The 15,132-nt window shown below is 69.8% G+C and carries 13 protein-coding genes; 3 read left to right on the top strand and 10 right to left on the bottom strand.

Annotated features, from left to right (window positions below; genetic code table 11):
• Position 1: 1 nt before the first annotated feature.
• Together KV397_RS02095 and KV397_RS02090 are read left to right on the top strand one after the other, a co-directional pair.
• Positions 2 to 1,336: an MFS transporter gene (locus tag KV397_RS02095; RefSeq protein ID WP_052193302.1), complete on the top strand. Its 1,335-nt coding sequence runs from the start codon at positions 2 to 4 to the stop codon at positions 1,334 to 1,336.
• A 62-nt stretch (positions 1,337 to 1,398) separates the two neighbouring features.
• A complete protein-coding gene (locus tag KV397_RS02090) occupies positions 1,399 to 1,686 on the top strand; it encodes a hypothetical protein (protein ID WP_047520327.1) in 288 nt (95 codons plus the stop codon).
• A 13-nt stretch (positions 1,687 to 1,699) separates the two neighbouring features.
• On the opposite strand, the gene rocD is transcribed toward KV397_RS02090, so the two are convergent.
• From rocD to KV397_RS02045, 9 genes are all read right to left on the bottom strand, one after another.
• Positions 1,700 to 2,902 carry an ornithine--oxo-acid transaminase gene (gene rocD, locus KV397_RS02085; RefSeq protein ID WP_153242943.1) on the bottom strand — a complete coding sequence of 401 codons (1,203 nt, stop codon included), beginning with the start codon at positions 2,900 to 2,902 and terminating at the stop codon, positions 1,700 to 1,702.
• Positions 2,899 to 3,777: a dimethylargininase gene (ddaH, locus tag KV397_RS02080; RefSeq protein ID WP_261812046.1), complete on the bottom strand. Its 879-nt coding sequence runs from the start codon at positions 3,775 to 3,777 to the stop codon at positions 2,899 to 2,901. The genes rocD and ddaH overlap by 4 nt, the downstream gene beginning before the upstream one ends.
• 168 nt (positions 3,778 to 3,945) lie before the next feature.
• On the bottom strand, positions 3,946 to 4,947 hold the full coding sequence (locus KV397_RS02075) for an NAD(P)-dependent alcohol dehydrogenase (RefSeq protein WP_261812045.1): 1,002 nt from the start codon (positions 4,945 to 4,947) through the stop codon (positions 3,946 to 3,948).
• Positions 4,944 to 5,174, bottom strand: coding sequence for a helix-turn-helix transcriptional regulator (locus tag KV397_RS02070; RefSeq protein WP_047520335.1), 231 nt, complete (start codon positions 5,172 to 5,174; stop codon positions 4,944 to 4,946). Before KV397_RS02070 ends, KV397_RS02075 begins: the two co-directional genes overlap by 4 nt.
• Positions 5,174 to 5,608: a hypothetical protein gene (locus KV397_RS02065; protein ID WP_047520337.1), complete on the bottom strand. Its 435-nt coding sequence runs from the start codon at positions 5,606 to 5,608 to the stop codon at positions 5,174 to 5,176. The genes KV397_RS02070 and KV397_RS02065 overlap by 1 nt, the downstream gene beginning before the upstream one ends.
• A gap of 199 nt (positions 5,609 to 5,807) precedes the next feature.
• Positions 5,808 to 9,458, bottom strand: a complete 3,651-nt coding sequence (locus tag KV397_RS02060) for a bifunctional proline dehydrogenase/L-glutamate gamma-semialdehyde dehydrogenase (protein WP_261812044.1) — start codon at positions 9,456 to 9,458, stop codon at positions 5,808 to 5,810.
• A gap of 105 nt (positions 9,459 to 9,563) precedes the next feature.
• Positions 9,564 to 10,961 (bottom strand): Re/Si-specific NAD(P)(+) transhydrogenase subunit beta, encoded by a 1,398-nt coding sequence (gene pntB / locus KV397_RS02055; RefSeq protein WP_261812043.1) that lies wholly within the window; start codon positions 10,959 to 10,961, stop codon positions 9,564 to 9,566.
• Positions 10,958 to 12,511 carry a Re/Si-specific NAD(P)(+) transhydrogenase subunit alpha gene (locus tag KV397_RS02050; protein WP_261812042.1) on the bottom strand — a complete coding sequence of 518 codons (1,554 nt, stop codon included), beginning with the start codon at positions 12,509 to 12,511 and terminating at the stop codon, positions 10,958 to 10,960. Before KV397_RS02050 ends, pntB begins: the two co-directional genes overlap by 4 nt.
• A 172-nt stretch (positions 12,512 to 12,683) precedes the next feature.
• Positions 12,684 to 13,244: an acyl-CoA thioesterase gene (locus KV397_RS02045; protein ID WP_047523568.1), complete on the bottom strand. Its 561-nt coding sequence runs from the start codon at positions 13,242 to 13,244 to the stop codon at positions 12,684 to 12,686.
• Positions 13,245 to 13,375: 131 nt separating this feature from the next.
• Between KV397_RS02045 and KV397_RS02040 the strand changes: the two genes are divergently transcribed.
• On the top strand, positions 13,376 to 13,885 hold the full coding sequence (locus tag KV397_RS02040) for a GNAT family N-acetyltransferase (RefSeq protein ID WP_165875492.1): 510 nt from the start codon (positions 13,376 to 13,378) through the stop codon (positions 13,883 to 13,885).
• 78 nt (positions 13,886 to 13,963) lie between these two features.
• Here KV397_RS02040 and KV397_RS02035 read toward each other — a convergent pair whose 3' ends face one another.
• Complete coding sequence (locus tag KV397_RS02035) at positions 13,964 to 15,115, bottom strand: acetyl-CoA C-acetyltransferase (protein ID WP_131493986.1); 1,152 nt, start codon at positions 15,113 to 15,115, stop codon at positions 13,964 to 13,966.
• Positions 15,116 to 15,132 lie beyond the last annotated feature (17 nt).

The following is a 15,132-nucleotide window of genomic DNA, read 5'->3' as shown; positions in this document are numbered from 1 at the left end:
GATGTTCCGTTCCTTCGCGAACATCAACTACCGGATCTGGTTCGCCGGAGCCCTGGTCTCCAACGTCGGCGGCTGGATGCAGGCGACAGCCCAGGACTGGGTCGTGCTGACCGAGCTGACCGACAACGACGCGACCGCGATGGGCGTCACGATGGCCCTGCAGTTCGGGCCGCCGCTCGTGCTGGTGAGCCTCACCGGCTGGGTGGCCGACCGGTTCGACCGACGACACATCCTGTTCGCCACGCAGTCGGCGCTGCTCGCCCTGGCCGTCGCGGTCGGCGTGCTGCTGCTGAACGGCCTGATGACGCTGCCGATGATGTTCGGCTTCGCCCTCGGATTCGGCATCGTGAACGCTTTCGACGCTCCCGCCCGACAGGCCTTCGTCTCCGACATGGTCTCGACCGGCGACACCTCCAACGCCGTCGCCCTGAACTCGGCGTCGTTCAACCTGGCGCGGATGATCGGCCCGGCGGTCGGCGGTCTGCTGATCGTCGCGATCGGTTCCGGCTGGGTCTTCATCGTGAACGCCGCGACCTTCCTCGCGATGATCCTCGCCCTGTCGATGCTGCGCACGGGCCTCCTCGCGCCCCGCCTCAAGAGCCGCAGTCGCGGCGGCCTCGCCGACGGCTTCCGATACGTATGGGGCCGCAGCGATCTGCGCGTGGTGTTCGTCACGGTGTTCCTGATCGGCGCGTTCGGCATGAACTTCCCGATCTTCGCCTCGACCATGGCGCTCGAGTTCGGCGCCGGGGCCGACGGCTACGGCGTCCTCAGTTCCGTTCTCGCGATCGGCTCCCTCATCGGCGCGCTGCTGGCGGCGCGCCGCGACAGGGCCAGGGTGCGGGTCGTCATCCTCGCGGCCGGAGGGTTCGGCATCGCCGCGTTCGTCTCCTCCGCGATGCCGACCTACGCGTCCTATGCCGTCACCTTGACGTTCACCGGGTTCATGATCGTGACCCTGCTGACGACCGCGAACGGCTACGTGCAGATCACGACCGAACCGACCCTGCGCGGACGGGTGCTCGCCCTCTACATGGCTGTGATCATGGGATCGACGCCCGTGGGCGCGCCGATCGCCGGGTGGGTCGCCGACGTCTTCGGACCGCGCGCGGCCATCATGCTCGGTGGCACAGCCGGATTCGTCGCGTGCGCGATCGGCGTCATCTGGGTCGCGACCTCGGGGCGCCTGCGTCGCGCCGAGAACCGTCGATTCCTGCTCACCCTCGACGAGACCCGTCCGCTGCGGGTCGTCGAGGTGGACCCGATCGAGTTCAGCGACGAAGCCGCCGTGACCACGCCGATCCGCAGCCCGAAGAACCGCGACGACGATCGCTGACCCTCCGCGCCGGGTTTGTCAACGCCCTCCACGGCTGCCCCGGCCGTACGTATCGTCGTCGCATGGATGAGAACACGGAACGCACCCCCCACTCGACGGACCCGGCAGAGGGCGCACCGGAAACCGCCGTCCCGGACGAGGACTCGGGCCAGGGCGACGGCACCGGCGGAGCGATCCAGGGCGACAGCTCCCGGGGCGAGTCGACCGGTGGCGCCATCCAAGGCGACGCAGGTCAGGGCCATCGCTCGGCGCTCGGCGGTGACGAGAACACCGAGGAGCAGCTCGACGCGGACAACGAGGCCGAGGAGGACTCGCTGAAGACGCTCGACCCGGACTCCCCGCCCGCCTGAGCGTGGCAGGGGCTCAGGCCAGCACGAGCTTGAGCTGCTCCACCGCCCAGTCGAGCTCGGTCGCGCGGATCACGAGCGGCGGCGCGATGCGGATGGTCTGCCCGTGCGTGTCCTTGACGAGCACACCCCGCTCGAGCAGCTTCTCGGCGATCTCGCGTCCGGTACCCTTCGCCGGGTCGATGTCGACGCCTGCCCAGAGCCCCGCGATGCGCACGGCCGTCACACCGTGGCCGATCAGCGGCTGAAGCGCCTGATCCAGGTGAGCGCCGAGCGCACGCGCCCGCTCCTGGAACTCGCCGGTCTGCAGCATCTCGACCACGCGCAGGCCCACGGCCGCGGCGAGCGGATTCCCGCCGAAGGTCGAGCCGTGCTCGCCGGGCCGGATCACGCCGAGCACGTCGGCGTCGCCGACCACGGCCGAGACCGGAAGCAGGCCGCCGCCGAGGGCCTTGCCGAGCAGGTACAGGTCGGGGACGACACCTTCCCGGTCGCACGCGAAGGTCTCCCCCACCCGTCCCAGGCCCGCCTGGATCTCGTCGGCGATGAACAGCACGTTCTTCTCGTCGCAGATCTCACGGATGCGGCGCAGGTAGCCCTCCGGCGGGATCACGACACCCGCCTCGCCCTGGATCGGCTCCACGAGCACGGCCGCCGTCTCGTCGGTGATGGCCGCGGCGATCGCGTCCGCGTCCCCGTAGGGCACGACGTCGAAACCGGGCGTGTACGGACCGAAGTCGTCGCGAGCCGTCTCGTCGTCGCTGAAGCTGACGATGGTGGTCGTGCGACCGTGGAAGTTCCCGGCCGCGACGATGATGCGCGCCTTGCCCTCGGCGATGCCCTTGACGCGGTATCCCCAGGCGCGGGCGACCTTGATGCCGGTCTCCACGGCTTCGGCCCCGGTGTTCATCGGCAGCACGAGGTCTTTGCCCGCGAGTTCGGCGAGTGCCGCGGCGAACGGTTCGAGCCGGTCGCTCTGGAACGCGCGGCTGACGAGCGTGACGCGTCCGAGCTGTTCGGTGAGCGCCGCGACGAGGGCCGGATGCCGGTGGCCGAAGTTCACGGCGGAGTACGCAGCGAGCAGGTCGAGGTAGCGCTTGCCCTCCACATCCGTCACCCAGGCACCCTCGGCGCGGGCGATGTTCACCGGCAGCGGGTGATAGTTGTGCGCGACGTGCGGCTCGGTGCCCGCGGTGGTGGTCTCGTCGAGGGCGGTCACTTCGCACCCCGCAGCTCGAGCGTGCAGCACTTGATCCCGCCACCGCCGAGGAGCAGCTCGGAGAGGTCGATCAGGATCGGGTTGTACCCGCGCTCACGCAGCTGCTTCTCGAAGCCCTTCGCACGCGGCGAGATGACCACGTTGTAGCCGTCGCTCGCCGAGTTGAGGCCGAACACCGAACCGTCCTCATCCGAGACGAGGATCGCGTCGGGGAATCGCTCTTCGAGGATCGCGCGGCTGGCGTCGTCGAAGGCACCGGGAAGGTACGCGATGTTCGCGCGCTCGGGGCCGCCGTTCTCCGCGCCCTGCACCGGATCGAGCACGGCGATGGCGGTGTCGAGGTGGTAGAAGCGCGGGTCGACCAGGGTGAGCGAGACGACCTCGCGGCCGAAGACCTCGCCGACCTCACGGTGGCTGTCTCCCGTCGACCGGAAGCCGGTGCCGGCCAGGATCACGTCGCCGACGAGGAGGAAATCGCCCTCACCCTCGTTGACCTCCTTCGGCATCACGGTGTCGAAGCCCGCGGCACGGAACCAGTCGGCGAAGGCCGGGGACTCGCCCTGACGCTCGACGAAGCGGAACTCGGGCACGTAGGCGCGACCGTCGATGAGGAACCCGCCGTTGGCCGTGTAGACCATGTCGGGGTATCCGGGGAGCGGATCGATGAGCTCGACCTCGTGGCCCAGCTCGATGTACAGATCGTGGAGCTTCTGCCACTGCGCGACCGCGTTGGCGGTGTCGGTCGGCCTGGTCGGCTCCATCCACGGGTTGATCGAGTAGTTGACCGTGAAGTGCTCCGGCTTGCACATCAGGTAGCGGCGGTGGTGCGCGGTGCGGGCGGGGGCGGGGGAGACGGCGGCTTCAGGCGTCGACATGGGTGCTCTCCTCGGAGGACGGGCGCGGCGGACGCTGTCCAGGGGCCCGGCGGTCCTTCGACCCTTCGCTCGTTCAGAGCGGGCGTCGGGGAAGATGCGACTCGGGCACGCCGGGGTCCATTGTGTCACCCGCCGCCTGTATGCCGCCAGAGCACCGCGCGGGTCGGTTCAGGAGCCGGAGCCGGTGACGACAAGCTTGCCGACCGCATGACCGGCCGCGATGCGAGACAGGGCGGTAGCGGCCTCCGAGAAGGGGTACTCCCGTTCGACCACGGGAACCACACGTCCGTCGGCCACGAGTTCGAGGAGCTTCGCGAGCACTTCCGGACGCGGAGTCGCGGCGAGGGGACGGATGCTCCGCGATCCGATCGACAGGAACACCGCGCGCAGCATCCGGGGGATCGGGCCCAGCACGTGTCCGCCGTCTCCCGTGACCAGCACCACGGTGCCGCCGGGAGCGACGAGGCGCTTCAGCTCCCGCAGCGGCATCCCCCCGGCGATGTCGACGATCGCGTCGAACCGTCCTGCGGGGAGGTCGGCCAGCGGAGACTCCCGGTGATCGAAGGTGCGAACGGCGCCCAGCCGCTCGACCAGCGGTGCGTTGCGGGCACGGCAGGTCGCCCAGACCTCGGCCCCACGGAGCGCCGCGAGCTGCACGGCGAAGGTACCGACACCACCCGAGGCGCCGATGATGAGGACGCGCGGCGTCCCGGCATGCGCGAGCCCCACCCCGGCGAGGTCGAGCGCCTGCCACGCAGTCCCCCCGGCCACCGGAAGGCACGCGGCGGACTCGGGCGCGATGTCGGGCGGGATCGGCACGAGCCGTGAGGCCGGGACGCTCACGTAGTCGCCGAGGCCTCCGCCGCCGACGAGCTCTCCGACGACGTCCTCCCCCAGCTCCGCGCCCACGACGTCGGGCCCGAGTGCGACCACGGTGCCGGCGACCTCCATACCGCGCACCGGATGCTTCGGACGGGTCAGGCCGTACACCGGCCGGACGAGCAGCGGATCACCGAGGAGGAGACGCACATCGCCCGCGTTCAGGGCCGTGGCGCGCACCCGCAGCAGCACCTCCCCCCGACCGGGCGTCGGGACGGGGATGCTCTGCAGCGTCACGCCGTCGGCCGCCCCGTAGGTCTCCCGGGACCATGCCTGCATCGACTGGTTCATGCGGATGCTCCTGACGTGTCGGGATACTCGAAGATGTCGTCGAGGCCCACACCGAACGCGCGGGCGATCTGGAAGGCGAGCTCGAGCGTCGGCGAGTACTTCTGCTGCTCGATCGCGATGAGCGTCTGGCGCGTCACACCGACCGTGCGTGCGAGTTCGGCCTGGGTGAGTCCTGCCTGTTCGCGGTGCACACGGATGGTGTTCGAGACGCGGGTGGGCTTGACCATCAGACGAGTCCTCGCCGGTAGGCGATCACCCGCGCGATGCCGCCGACGAGCGCCGACACCGCGAAGCCCGCGAACATGGTGTTCGCGATCCAGAAGACGTCGGCTCCGACGGCGCACAGCGCGATGACTCCGAGTCCCGCGACCACGACGAAGGCCTGCTCGACCCGTCCGCCCATGCGGCTGATGTCGCGGTCGCGGATGTCCGAGCGACCCACCCCGTCCGGATCCGTCATCCCGGCGATGATCCCCCAGACGATGCTGAGGACGATGGTCGCGACGATGCCGCCACCGATCACCCACAGCATGAGCGGGAACCAGTCGACGTCGGTGAGCGGTCCTCCCCCGGCCTGCTGAAGCACCAGCACGACGTACACGACCATCACGATCGGGCTGACGATGAGCCCCGACCAGGCATTGCGTTCTTCGTAGACCATGACGCCTCCGATGTAAAAGATTCTTGACACACTCAGCGTACGTCCGCGGTATGCGTGTGTCAAGAATTCTTTACATCCGGAGTGTTCTCCCCCGTTCCGGTCGCGATATGGCGCCCTATTCGAGGGAAACGGGTGCCATATCGCGACCGGAACGGAGGGACGCCACGGGAACGGAGGGACGGATGGGGCGTGAGACGCGTCAGATCACGTCGCTGCTCCACGGGTCGAGGTTGCCGTAGCGGTGTGCGGTGATCGAGATCGACTGCTCGTGCACGAACGGCAGCAGCTCGATGCGGGCCGCGCCCGTCACCTCGCCGTCGTACACCGCGAGGTCGGGATCGCCGGCGGAGGCCGTGGCGAGCTTCGCGCGCAGCGCGGCCACCCCTTCACGACCGCCGACCAGCCGCACGCGGTCGGCCACCGGAAGCGCGACGCCCTCGGGACCAGCGTCCTGCCGCTGCAGGCGCTGCAGCCACTCGTCGTCGCTCTCCAGGAACACGGGGGCGTCGAGATCGCCGAGCGCGCGACGCACATCGGCGGGCAGCCCGACCGGAGTCGAGAGGACGAACGCCGCTCCGGCGCGCACACCGGCGATGACGACGCGCAGCAGCTCCTGCAGTCCCGCATCCGCCGTCGCACGGACCTCGACCGGCACCGGACGGTAGCGGGACAGGTTCCGCTCGACATCGAGGTGCGACACGTCGCGCACCTGCCCGAACTCGCGGTCCCAGGCCAGCGCATCGGACAGCGCCGATCGACGCAGCCACTCGAACGACTCGTAGGCGAGCGAGGACTGCGCCGACTCGATCAGAGCCGTGATGCGGGAGTCGAGTCCGCGCAGGTGCAGCGTGCTGGACGCCGGGCCGCCCGCCTGCGAGCGCCACGACCCCAGTCCGATCAGGTAGTTCGGCCCGCCCGCTTTCGCGCCGGGACCGACCGAAGACCGTTTCCACCCACCGAACGGCTGCCGTTGCACGATCGCGCCCGTGATGCCGCGGTTCACGTACAGGTTCCCGGCCTCGACCCGATCGAGCCACAGGGCGAGATCGTCCGGGTCCTGCGTGTACAGCCCGGCGGTGAGGCCGTAGGCGACCGCGTTCTGCATCTCGATGGCCTTCGCGAGGGTGGGGGCATGCATGACCCCCAGCACCGGGCCGAAGAACTCCTCCGTGTGGAAGCGCGACCCCGGCTGTACTCCGACGCGGATACCGGGCCGCCACAGTCGTCCGCTGCCGTCATCGCCCTCGGCGAGCGCAGGCTCGATCAGCCACTGCTCCTCCCCCTCGAGCTCGCTCAGCGCCCAGGCGAGCTTGCCGTGGGGTCGCTCGATCACCGGCCCGACCTCGGCCAGCGGATCGGTCGGCGGACCGATGTGCAGCGAGCGCACGGCATCCGCGAGCTGGCGCGCGAACCGCGGGGACCGGCCGACCGGGCCCACCAGGATCGCCAGCGAGGCAGCGGAGCACTTCTGACCGGCGTGGCCGAAGGCACTCTTGACGAGATCGGCGACCGCGAGATCGAGGTCGGCGGACGGGGTGATGATCATCGCGTTCTTGCCACTGGTCTCCGCGAGCAGCGGGAGGTCCGGACGCCAGGAGCGGAACAGCGCCGCCGTGTCCCACGCCCCCGTGAGGATCACGCGATCGACCGCCTCGTGCGTGATGAGGTCGCGACCCAGATCGCCCTCTTCGACGTCGACCAGCGCGAGCAGATCACGAGGGATGCCGGCCTGCCACAGCGTCTCCGCGATGACGGCGGCGCAACGACGTGCCTGCGGGGCGGGCTTGAAGACCACGCCGGAACCGGCCGCGAGCGCGGCGAGCACCCCGCCCGCCGGGATCGCGAGGGGGAAGTTCCACGGCGGGGTGACCACGGTCACGGATGACGGCACGAAGACGGCCCCGGCGATCGCGTCGAGCTCGCGTGCCTTCGCGGCGTAGTAGCGGGCGAAGTCGACCGCCTCGCTCACCTCCACGTCGGCCTCCGCGAAGACCTTTCCGGTCTCCGAGGCAGCGACCTCGATGAGATCCGCCCGCCGCCCTTCGAGCGCCGCCGCCGCGCGGAGCAGCACCTCGGCCCGCTCCGCAGCGGGTCGTCCGCCCCAGGCGGGAGCGGCGCGGCGGACGCCCTGCACGATCCGGTCCAACGCCGCGGCATCGTCGACCCGCCCGGCAGCGACCGTCGCGGTGCCGAGATCGGACCCGGGGATGCGCTCGCGCACCTCGCGCGCCCAGTCGCGGTTCGCGGGGAGGGCGGGGTCGGTGTCGGCCGTGTTGACGAACCCCGGAGCACCGCCCGCGTCGTGCTCCAGCTCGCGGGCGGAGTACACGGCCGTCTCGAGGAAGGCCTCCCGTCCGCCGTCGTCGGATCCGCGGGAGATGCCGAGCACCGCCTTGGTGAGGTCGGTCTCCGGGGCGGGAGCCGACGGGACGGGCCGCACGGACTCGTGCACGGGGGCGTGCCGGTCCTGGGTGCGACGCGGTCCGGTGCGGAGAGTCGGATCGGCGGCGCGATCGAGTGCATCGAGGAACCGGTCCTGCTCGCGCACGAACAGCGACTCGTCCTCGCCGAGCCGGAGCGCCGCGGAGAGGAAGTTCTCCGCAGAGGCGTTCTCCTCCAGCCTCCGCACCAGGTAGCTGATCGCGACGTCGAACTCGGCGGGCTCCACCACGGGCACGTAGAGCAGCACCGGACCGACTTCGCGGGAAACGGCCTGCACCTGCCCCTGCGCCATCCCGAGGAGCATCTCGAACTCGACGGCCTCCCGGACACCGCGCTCACCGGCGAGGAGCCAGGCGTAGGCGATGCCGAAGAGGTTGTGTCCGGCGACACCGATCTTCACCGCCGCCGTGTGCTCGGGTCGCAGTGCCCAGTCCAGACAGCGCAGGTGGTTCGCATCGGTGTCGAGCTTCGTGTCGTAGGTCGCGGGTTCCCATCCGTGCATCCGCGCCTCGACCCGCTCCATCGCGAGGTTCGCACCCTTGACGAGCCGCACCTTGATGCGGGCCCCGCCGTGCGCGACGCGATCCTGCGCCCAGGCGGTGAGCTCCTGCAGGGCGGGCAGCGCATCGGGGAGGTAGGCCTGCAACACGATCCCGGCTTCGAGTCCGGCCAGACGCGGATCTTCCAGGAGGCGCGTGAACACCGCGATGGTCAGATCGAGGTCGCGGTACTCCTCCATGTCGAGGTTGATGAACGTGCCGTCCCCCGCGGCCGTGAGGTACAGCGGCAGAAGCCGTTCGACGACCTCGTCGACGACCTCGTCGAACGCCCACATCGACAGGTGACTGACGATGGCGGACACCTTGACCGAGACATAGTCGACGTCCGGTCGCTGGATGAGCTCGTGGATGCCGTCGAGGCGACGCCGCGCCTCCGCTTCGCCCAGAACCGCCTCGCCGAGCAGGTTGAGGTTGAGCCGGGAACCGTCCGCGGCGATCCGCTCGATGGCGGCGCCGAGCTTCGCGGGGCGGGCGTCGACGACGAGGTGCCCGACCATGTCGCGCAGCACCCTGCGGGCGATCGGCACGACGGGTGCGGGGAGGAGGGGGGCCACTCCTCCGCCGAGGCGCACCACGGAACGCAGGTACCACGGGAGGAACTCGGGCACGATCGGAGCGATCCGGCGCAACTGCGAGGCGGCAGCGGTCAGGCTTTCGGGGCGCATCACGCCGTCGACGAAGCCGAGCGTGAACGGGAGGCCGTTCGCGTCCTGCAACACCCCCGCGAGCCGGGCGGCCGCGGGGTCGGGTTCGACGGCCGCGGCCTCGATCGCCCACCGCCGAGCGAGCTCGACGGCGCGGTCTGCGAGGGGTGCGGATGCCACGGCATCCGGCGGGGTGTCGGCCATGGATTTCAGCCTAGGTCGGGAGCAGGATCCCTCGGCCGTTCGAATCGCGCAATCGGTCGCTTTTTCCCTCTCGGATGGCGTCGATCGCGCGATTCGGAGCCGAGGTCACAGCGCCGCGATGATGTCCTCCACCCGCTGCTTGGCATCACCGAACAGCATCGAGGCGTTGTCGCGGAAGAACAGTGGATTCTGCACCCCCGCGTAGCCGGCGGCCATCGAGCGCTTGAACACGATGACGTTCTCGGCCTCCCACACCTTGAGCACCGGCATCCCGGCGATGGGGCTGCCCGGGTCCTCGGCCGCAGCCGGGTTCACGGTGTCGTTCGCCCCGATCACCAGCACCACCGAGGTCGACGCGAGGTCGTCGTTGATCTCGTCCATGCTGAGAACGATGTCGTACGGGACCTTGGCCTCGGCCAGCAGCACGTTCATGTGACCGGGAAGACGCCCGGCCACCGGGTGGATGCCGAACCGCACGTCCACCCCGCGTTCGCGGAGCCTGTGGACCAGATCGGCCACCGGGTACTGCGCCTGAGCGACGGCCATGCCGTAGCCGGGCGTGATCACGACGCTGCCTGCGGCGACGAGCATCTCGGCCGCCCCCTCGGCGGTGATCTCGCGGTGCTCACCGTACTCGGTGTCGTCCGCGAACGGCGCGGCGATCCCGAAACCGCCCGCGATGACGGAGAGGAACGAGCGGTTCATGGCCTTGCACATCACGTACGACAGGTAGGCACCCGACGAGCCGACCAGCGCACCCGTGACGATCAGCAGGTCGTTGTTGAGGAGGAAACCCGCCGCGGCGGCCGCCCAACCCGAGTAGCTGTTGAGCATCGAGACGACGACCGGCATGTCGCCACCGCCGATCGAAGCGACCAGATGCCAGCCGAGGGCGAACGCGAGCACGGTGACCGCGATCAGGAGCCAGAGCTGCTGGTCGTTCACGAACCACACGGTGAGCGCGACGAAGGCGACGAGCGCGCCGACGTTCAGGCCGTTCTTGCCGGGGAGCATGAGCGGCGCGGACGACATCCTGGCCGACAGCTTGAGGTAGGCGACGATCGATCCGGTGAAGGTGACGCCGCCGATGAAGATCCCGATGAAGACCTCGGCGTTGTGGATGCCGACGAGCTCGGGGGCGAGCTCCGGGTGCGCGAGGTAACCGTTCCAGCCGACGAGCACGGCTGCCAGACCGACGAAGCTGTGCAAGAGCGCGATGAGCTCGGGCATCCCCGTCATCTCGACGACCCTGGCCCGCCAGAGCCCGATGGCTGCACCGACCAGCACGGCGGCCACCAGCAGGCCGAGACCGAGGAACGCACCGGTGCTCCAGGCGTCGGCGACGGTGAGGGCGACGGTCGCGACGAGCGCGATGGTCATGCCGGCGATGCCGTACACCACCCCCGCGCGTGCCGACTCGTGGCGGCTGAGGCTGGCGAGACTCAGGATGAACAGCAGGGCGGCGACGATGTACGCCGCTCCGACGAACGCGTCGATGGTCATTTCCGGCCACCCTTCGCGGAGTTCCCGAGGGTGAACATCGCGAGCATCCGGCGGGTGACCGCGAATCCTCCGAAGATGTTGATGGATGCCAGCAGCACGGCGATCGTCGCGAGCACCTGCACGACCGGGATCGGTGACGTGACCTGCAGCATCGCGCCGACGACGATGACGCCGGAGATCGCGTTCGTCACCGACATGAGCGGGGTGTGCAGCGCGTGGTGCACCTTGCCGATCACGGAGAAGCCGATCACGACCGAGAGCACGAGCACGGTGAAGTGCTGCGGAAGCGGCGCGGGTGCGAACGCGTTCACGGCGAAGAGGGCGGCGATGCCCAGCACGATCAGGGTCACCCGGCGCGCCGTCGACATCTTCTTCGGAGGGGCGACCTCGACGGGATCCGCGGCGGCTCTCGCAGCGGGCGCGGCGGCGACCTGCACGGCGGGCGGCGGCCAGGTGACCTCCCCGTCGCGGACGACGGTGACCGAACGCTGCACCACGTCGTCGAAGTCGATCACGAGCCGTCCGTCCTTCGCGGGCGTCAGCAGGGCTACCAGGTTCGCCAGGTTCGTGCCGTAGAGCTGGGATGCCTGAGAGGCCAGGCGCGACGCCAGGTCGGTGTACCCCAGGATGATCACGCCGCTGTCGGTGACGATGCGTTCGCCCGCGACGGACCCTTCGACGTTGCCGCCCTGCCCCGCGGCCATGTCGACGATCACGCTGCCGGGCTTCATCCGGGCGACGTCGGACGCCGTGATCAGGCGCGGTGCCGCACGCCCGGGGATGAGGGCGGTCGTGATGATGATGTCGACGTCGGCCGCCTGCTCGGTGTAGATCTCGGCGGCCCGTCGGTCGTAGTCCGCGCTCGTCGCCTTCGCATAGCCGTCGGTGGACGCGGCGACCTCGACGTCGACCGGGAGGTACGTCCCCCCGATCGAGGTCACCTGGTCGGCGACTTCGGGGCGCGGATCGGTGGCGCGGACGACGGCTCCGAGGCTCGACGCCGCACCGATGGCCGCGAGTCCCGCGACTCCGGCTCCCGCGACGAGCACCTTCGCCGGAGGCACCTTGCCGGCGGCGGTCACCTGGCCCGTGAAGAAGCGTCCGAACTCGTGGGCGGCTTCGACGACCGCCCGGTATCCGGCGATGTTCGCCATCGAGCTGAGCACGTCCATGGACTGCGCCCGCGAGATGCGGGGCACCGCATCGAGGGCGAGCCCGGTGATCCTGCGCTGGGCGAGAGACTCGACCAGGTCGGGACGCAGTGCCGGCGACAGCAGGGCGATGAGGGTCGCCCCGTCGGCGAGGAGGGCGATCTCCTCCGGTCCGGGCGCCGTGATCGCGAGCACGATCTCGCTCCCCCACGCCTCCGCCCTGCCCACGAGCACGGCACCGGCGGCTTCATAGTCCGCATCGGGGAACGACGCTGCCGCTCCTGCTCCTCGTTCGACCCTGACCGTGTGTCCCAGCCTGCCGAGCGACGCGATGGTCGCCGGGGTGGCCGAGACCCGTGCTTCGCCCGCGGGCTCCCGCACGATGCCGATGACTGCCACTGCTTCCTCCTCCACCCGTCTGCGTCGACGGGATCACTGGGGCGTCCGCGCCCCTGACTTCCCGCTCAGAGTACTGAGAGGGCCGTCGGGAGCAGCCCTCTTTCGGCTCTGTGACGGGGAAAGAAGCCAGGTTCTTACGGAAAGCAGAGGAGGAGATCGCGGCGAGAGCGGCTCAGCCCCAGACGCTCGGAGCCTTCACGCGCACGGGCGGGAGGGCGGATGCCGCGGCCCAGTCGTGCACCCAGGCGTCGATCTCCGGCACGCCGTCGGGCTTGCCGACCGCGGCGAAGAGCTCTTCGTTGCTGACGGTGCCCCCGGTGCGACGCAGCATCCGGGCACGCACGATCGCCCGGGCGTAGACCTCGCCGTCGACCACGGCCCGGTGCTCCAGGAAGAGGGCCTTGTCGTCGTGCCCGATGAAGCGCGACTGCACCTCGAACCGCTGCCAGAGCTGCAGCGACTTGCGGAACGTGACCGTCTCGCTGGAGACGACCGCGTACCAGCCGCGGTCCTTCATGGCGTCGAACAGCCCGGTGCGGATCAGCTGGTCCCAGCGCCCGAGGTCGAACAGCGACAGGTAGCGACCGTTGTTCATATGGCGCAGGATGTCGAGGTCGGTCGGCAACGTCGTCAGGGTGATGCTGCCCACCGCCGTCGGGTCGAGGGTCTTCCCCCGTCGCACGCGGCGACGAGCGCCGAGGATCACCAGAAGGGTCCGCCAGATCACGTTCACGAGGATCGATCGTAGCCAGACGCGCACGAATCACGAACATCGTTGTGCGAACCCTCCATCCCGTGACGCCCCGTCTCCGTGGGCCTCCGCTCGATTTCCTGTTCGCGGACGCCGCGCGTAGAGTCACGAACATGAGCGCCGAAGCCCAGCCTGAAGTCATCGTCCGTCCGGTCCGTGATGTGGATGCGGAAGCCCTCGGTCGCGTGCACGCCCAGTGCTGGCACGAGACCTACGACCACCTGATCAGCAAGGCAGCGCTCGAGAAGGTCTCGCCGCGGCGGATGGCCGAGCTCTGGACGCACTGGGCCTCGCAAGGCCCCGACTTCAAGATGAACGCCGCGCTCGTCGACGGCGAGATCGTCGGCTTCGTCGGTTCGGGACCGGCCCGCGACAAGGATGCTCCGGCGTTCCGCGAGCTCTACTTCATCTACCTGCTCGACGCCTGGCACTCGACCGGTATCGGCCAGAAGCTGTTCGACGCCGCCGTCGAGAAGGACGAGCCGCTGTACCTGTGGGTCGCGGAGGACAACCCCCGCGCTCACCGCTTCTACACGCGCAACGGCTTCCACCTCGACGGCGCATCGCACACCGAGCCGTTCCTCGGTGAGACGCTGACCGAGGTCCGCTTCGTCCGACCCTGACGCGGCGCGCCCGTGCGGGATCGATTTCGCACCTCGCACATCCCTCGCAGGCACGTTCTTGATCCCGCATGCACCAGGTCAGAGGCGCTCGATGATGGTGACGTTGGCGACGCCACCGCCCTCGCACATCGCCTGCACGCCGTACCGCCCACCGGTGCGCTCGAGCTCGTTCAGAAGTGTCGTCAACAGCCTCGTGCCGGTCGCCCCGATCGGATGACCGAGCGCGATGGCTCCCCCGTTGACGTTGACCCTCTCATGCGGAGCCTCCAGCTCACGCATCCAGGCGAGCACCACGGGGGCGAATGCCTCGTTCACCTCGAACAGGTCGATATCGGCGACGCCGAGGCCCGCACGCTCCAGAGCTCTCCGGGTCGCCGGAATGGGCGCGGTGAGCATGAGCACGGGGCTCGCGCCCCGCACCGTCATCTGATGGATGCGCGCGCGAGGTGTGAGCCCGTGTTCGCGGACCGCACGCTCGCTCGCGATGAGTACGGCGCTGGAAGCATCGCTGATCTGTGATGAGACAGCAGCGGTGATCCGCCCGCCCTCCCGCAACGGAGCGAGTCCGGCCATCCGCTCCAGACTCGTGTCCCGGCGCACGCCCTCGTCGTGGTCGAGCCCGTTCAACGGCGTGATCTCATTCGCGAAGCGACCCTCGTCCTGCGCGACGGCTGCGCGACGGTGGCTCTCGAGGGCGAACTGTTCCATCTCCTCGCGGGAGATGTCCCATTGCTCGGCGATCAGCTCCGCACCGGCGAACTGCGAGATCTCCTGATCGCCGTAGCGCGCCCGCCACCCGGGGGACTCCGCGTACGGCGTCGTGAAGCCGTACGCCTCACCCACGGTCGCCGCGGCGGTCAGAGGCACCTGCGACATGTTCTGCAAGCCGCCGGCGACCACGAGGTCGCTCATCCCGCTCATCACGGCCTGCGCCGCGAAGTGCACAGCCTGCTGGCTCGAGCCGCACTGGCGATCGATCGTGACCCCGGGCACGTGCTCAGGGAATCCGGCGACCAGGGCGGCCGTGCGCGCCACGTTCCCCGACTGCCCGCCGATCGCATCGATCGCACCGAGCACGACGTCATCGATCGCGCCGGGGTCGATGCCCGTGCGTTCTACCAGCGCGGTCAGACTGTGTGCGCCCAGATCCGCCGGGTGGATTCCGGCGAGCGATCCCCCGCGCCGACCGACAGGCGAGCGGACCGCATCGACGATGAATGCCTCTGCCATGGATCTCCTTCCGTCGT

The organism is Microbacterium aurugineum (assembly GCF_023101205.1).
Taxonomy (GTDB): domain Bacteria; phylum Actinomycetota; class Actinomycetes; order Actinomycetales; family Microbacteriaceae; genus Microbacterium; species Microbacterium aurugineum.
The sequence above is the reverse complement of the archived record's forward strand: the minus strand, read 5'-3'. Positions and strand labels throughout refer to the sequence as shown.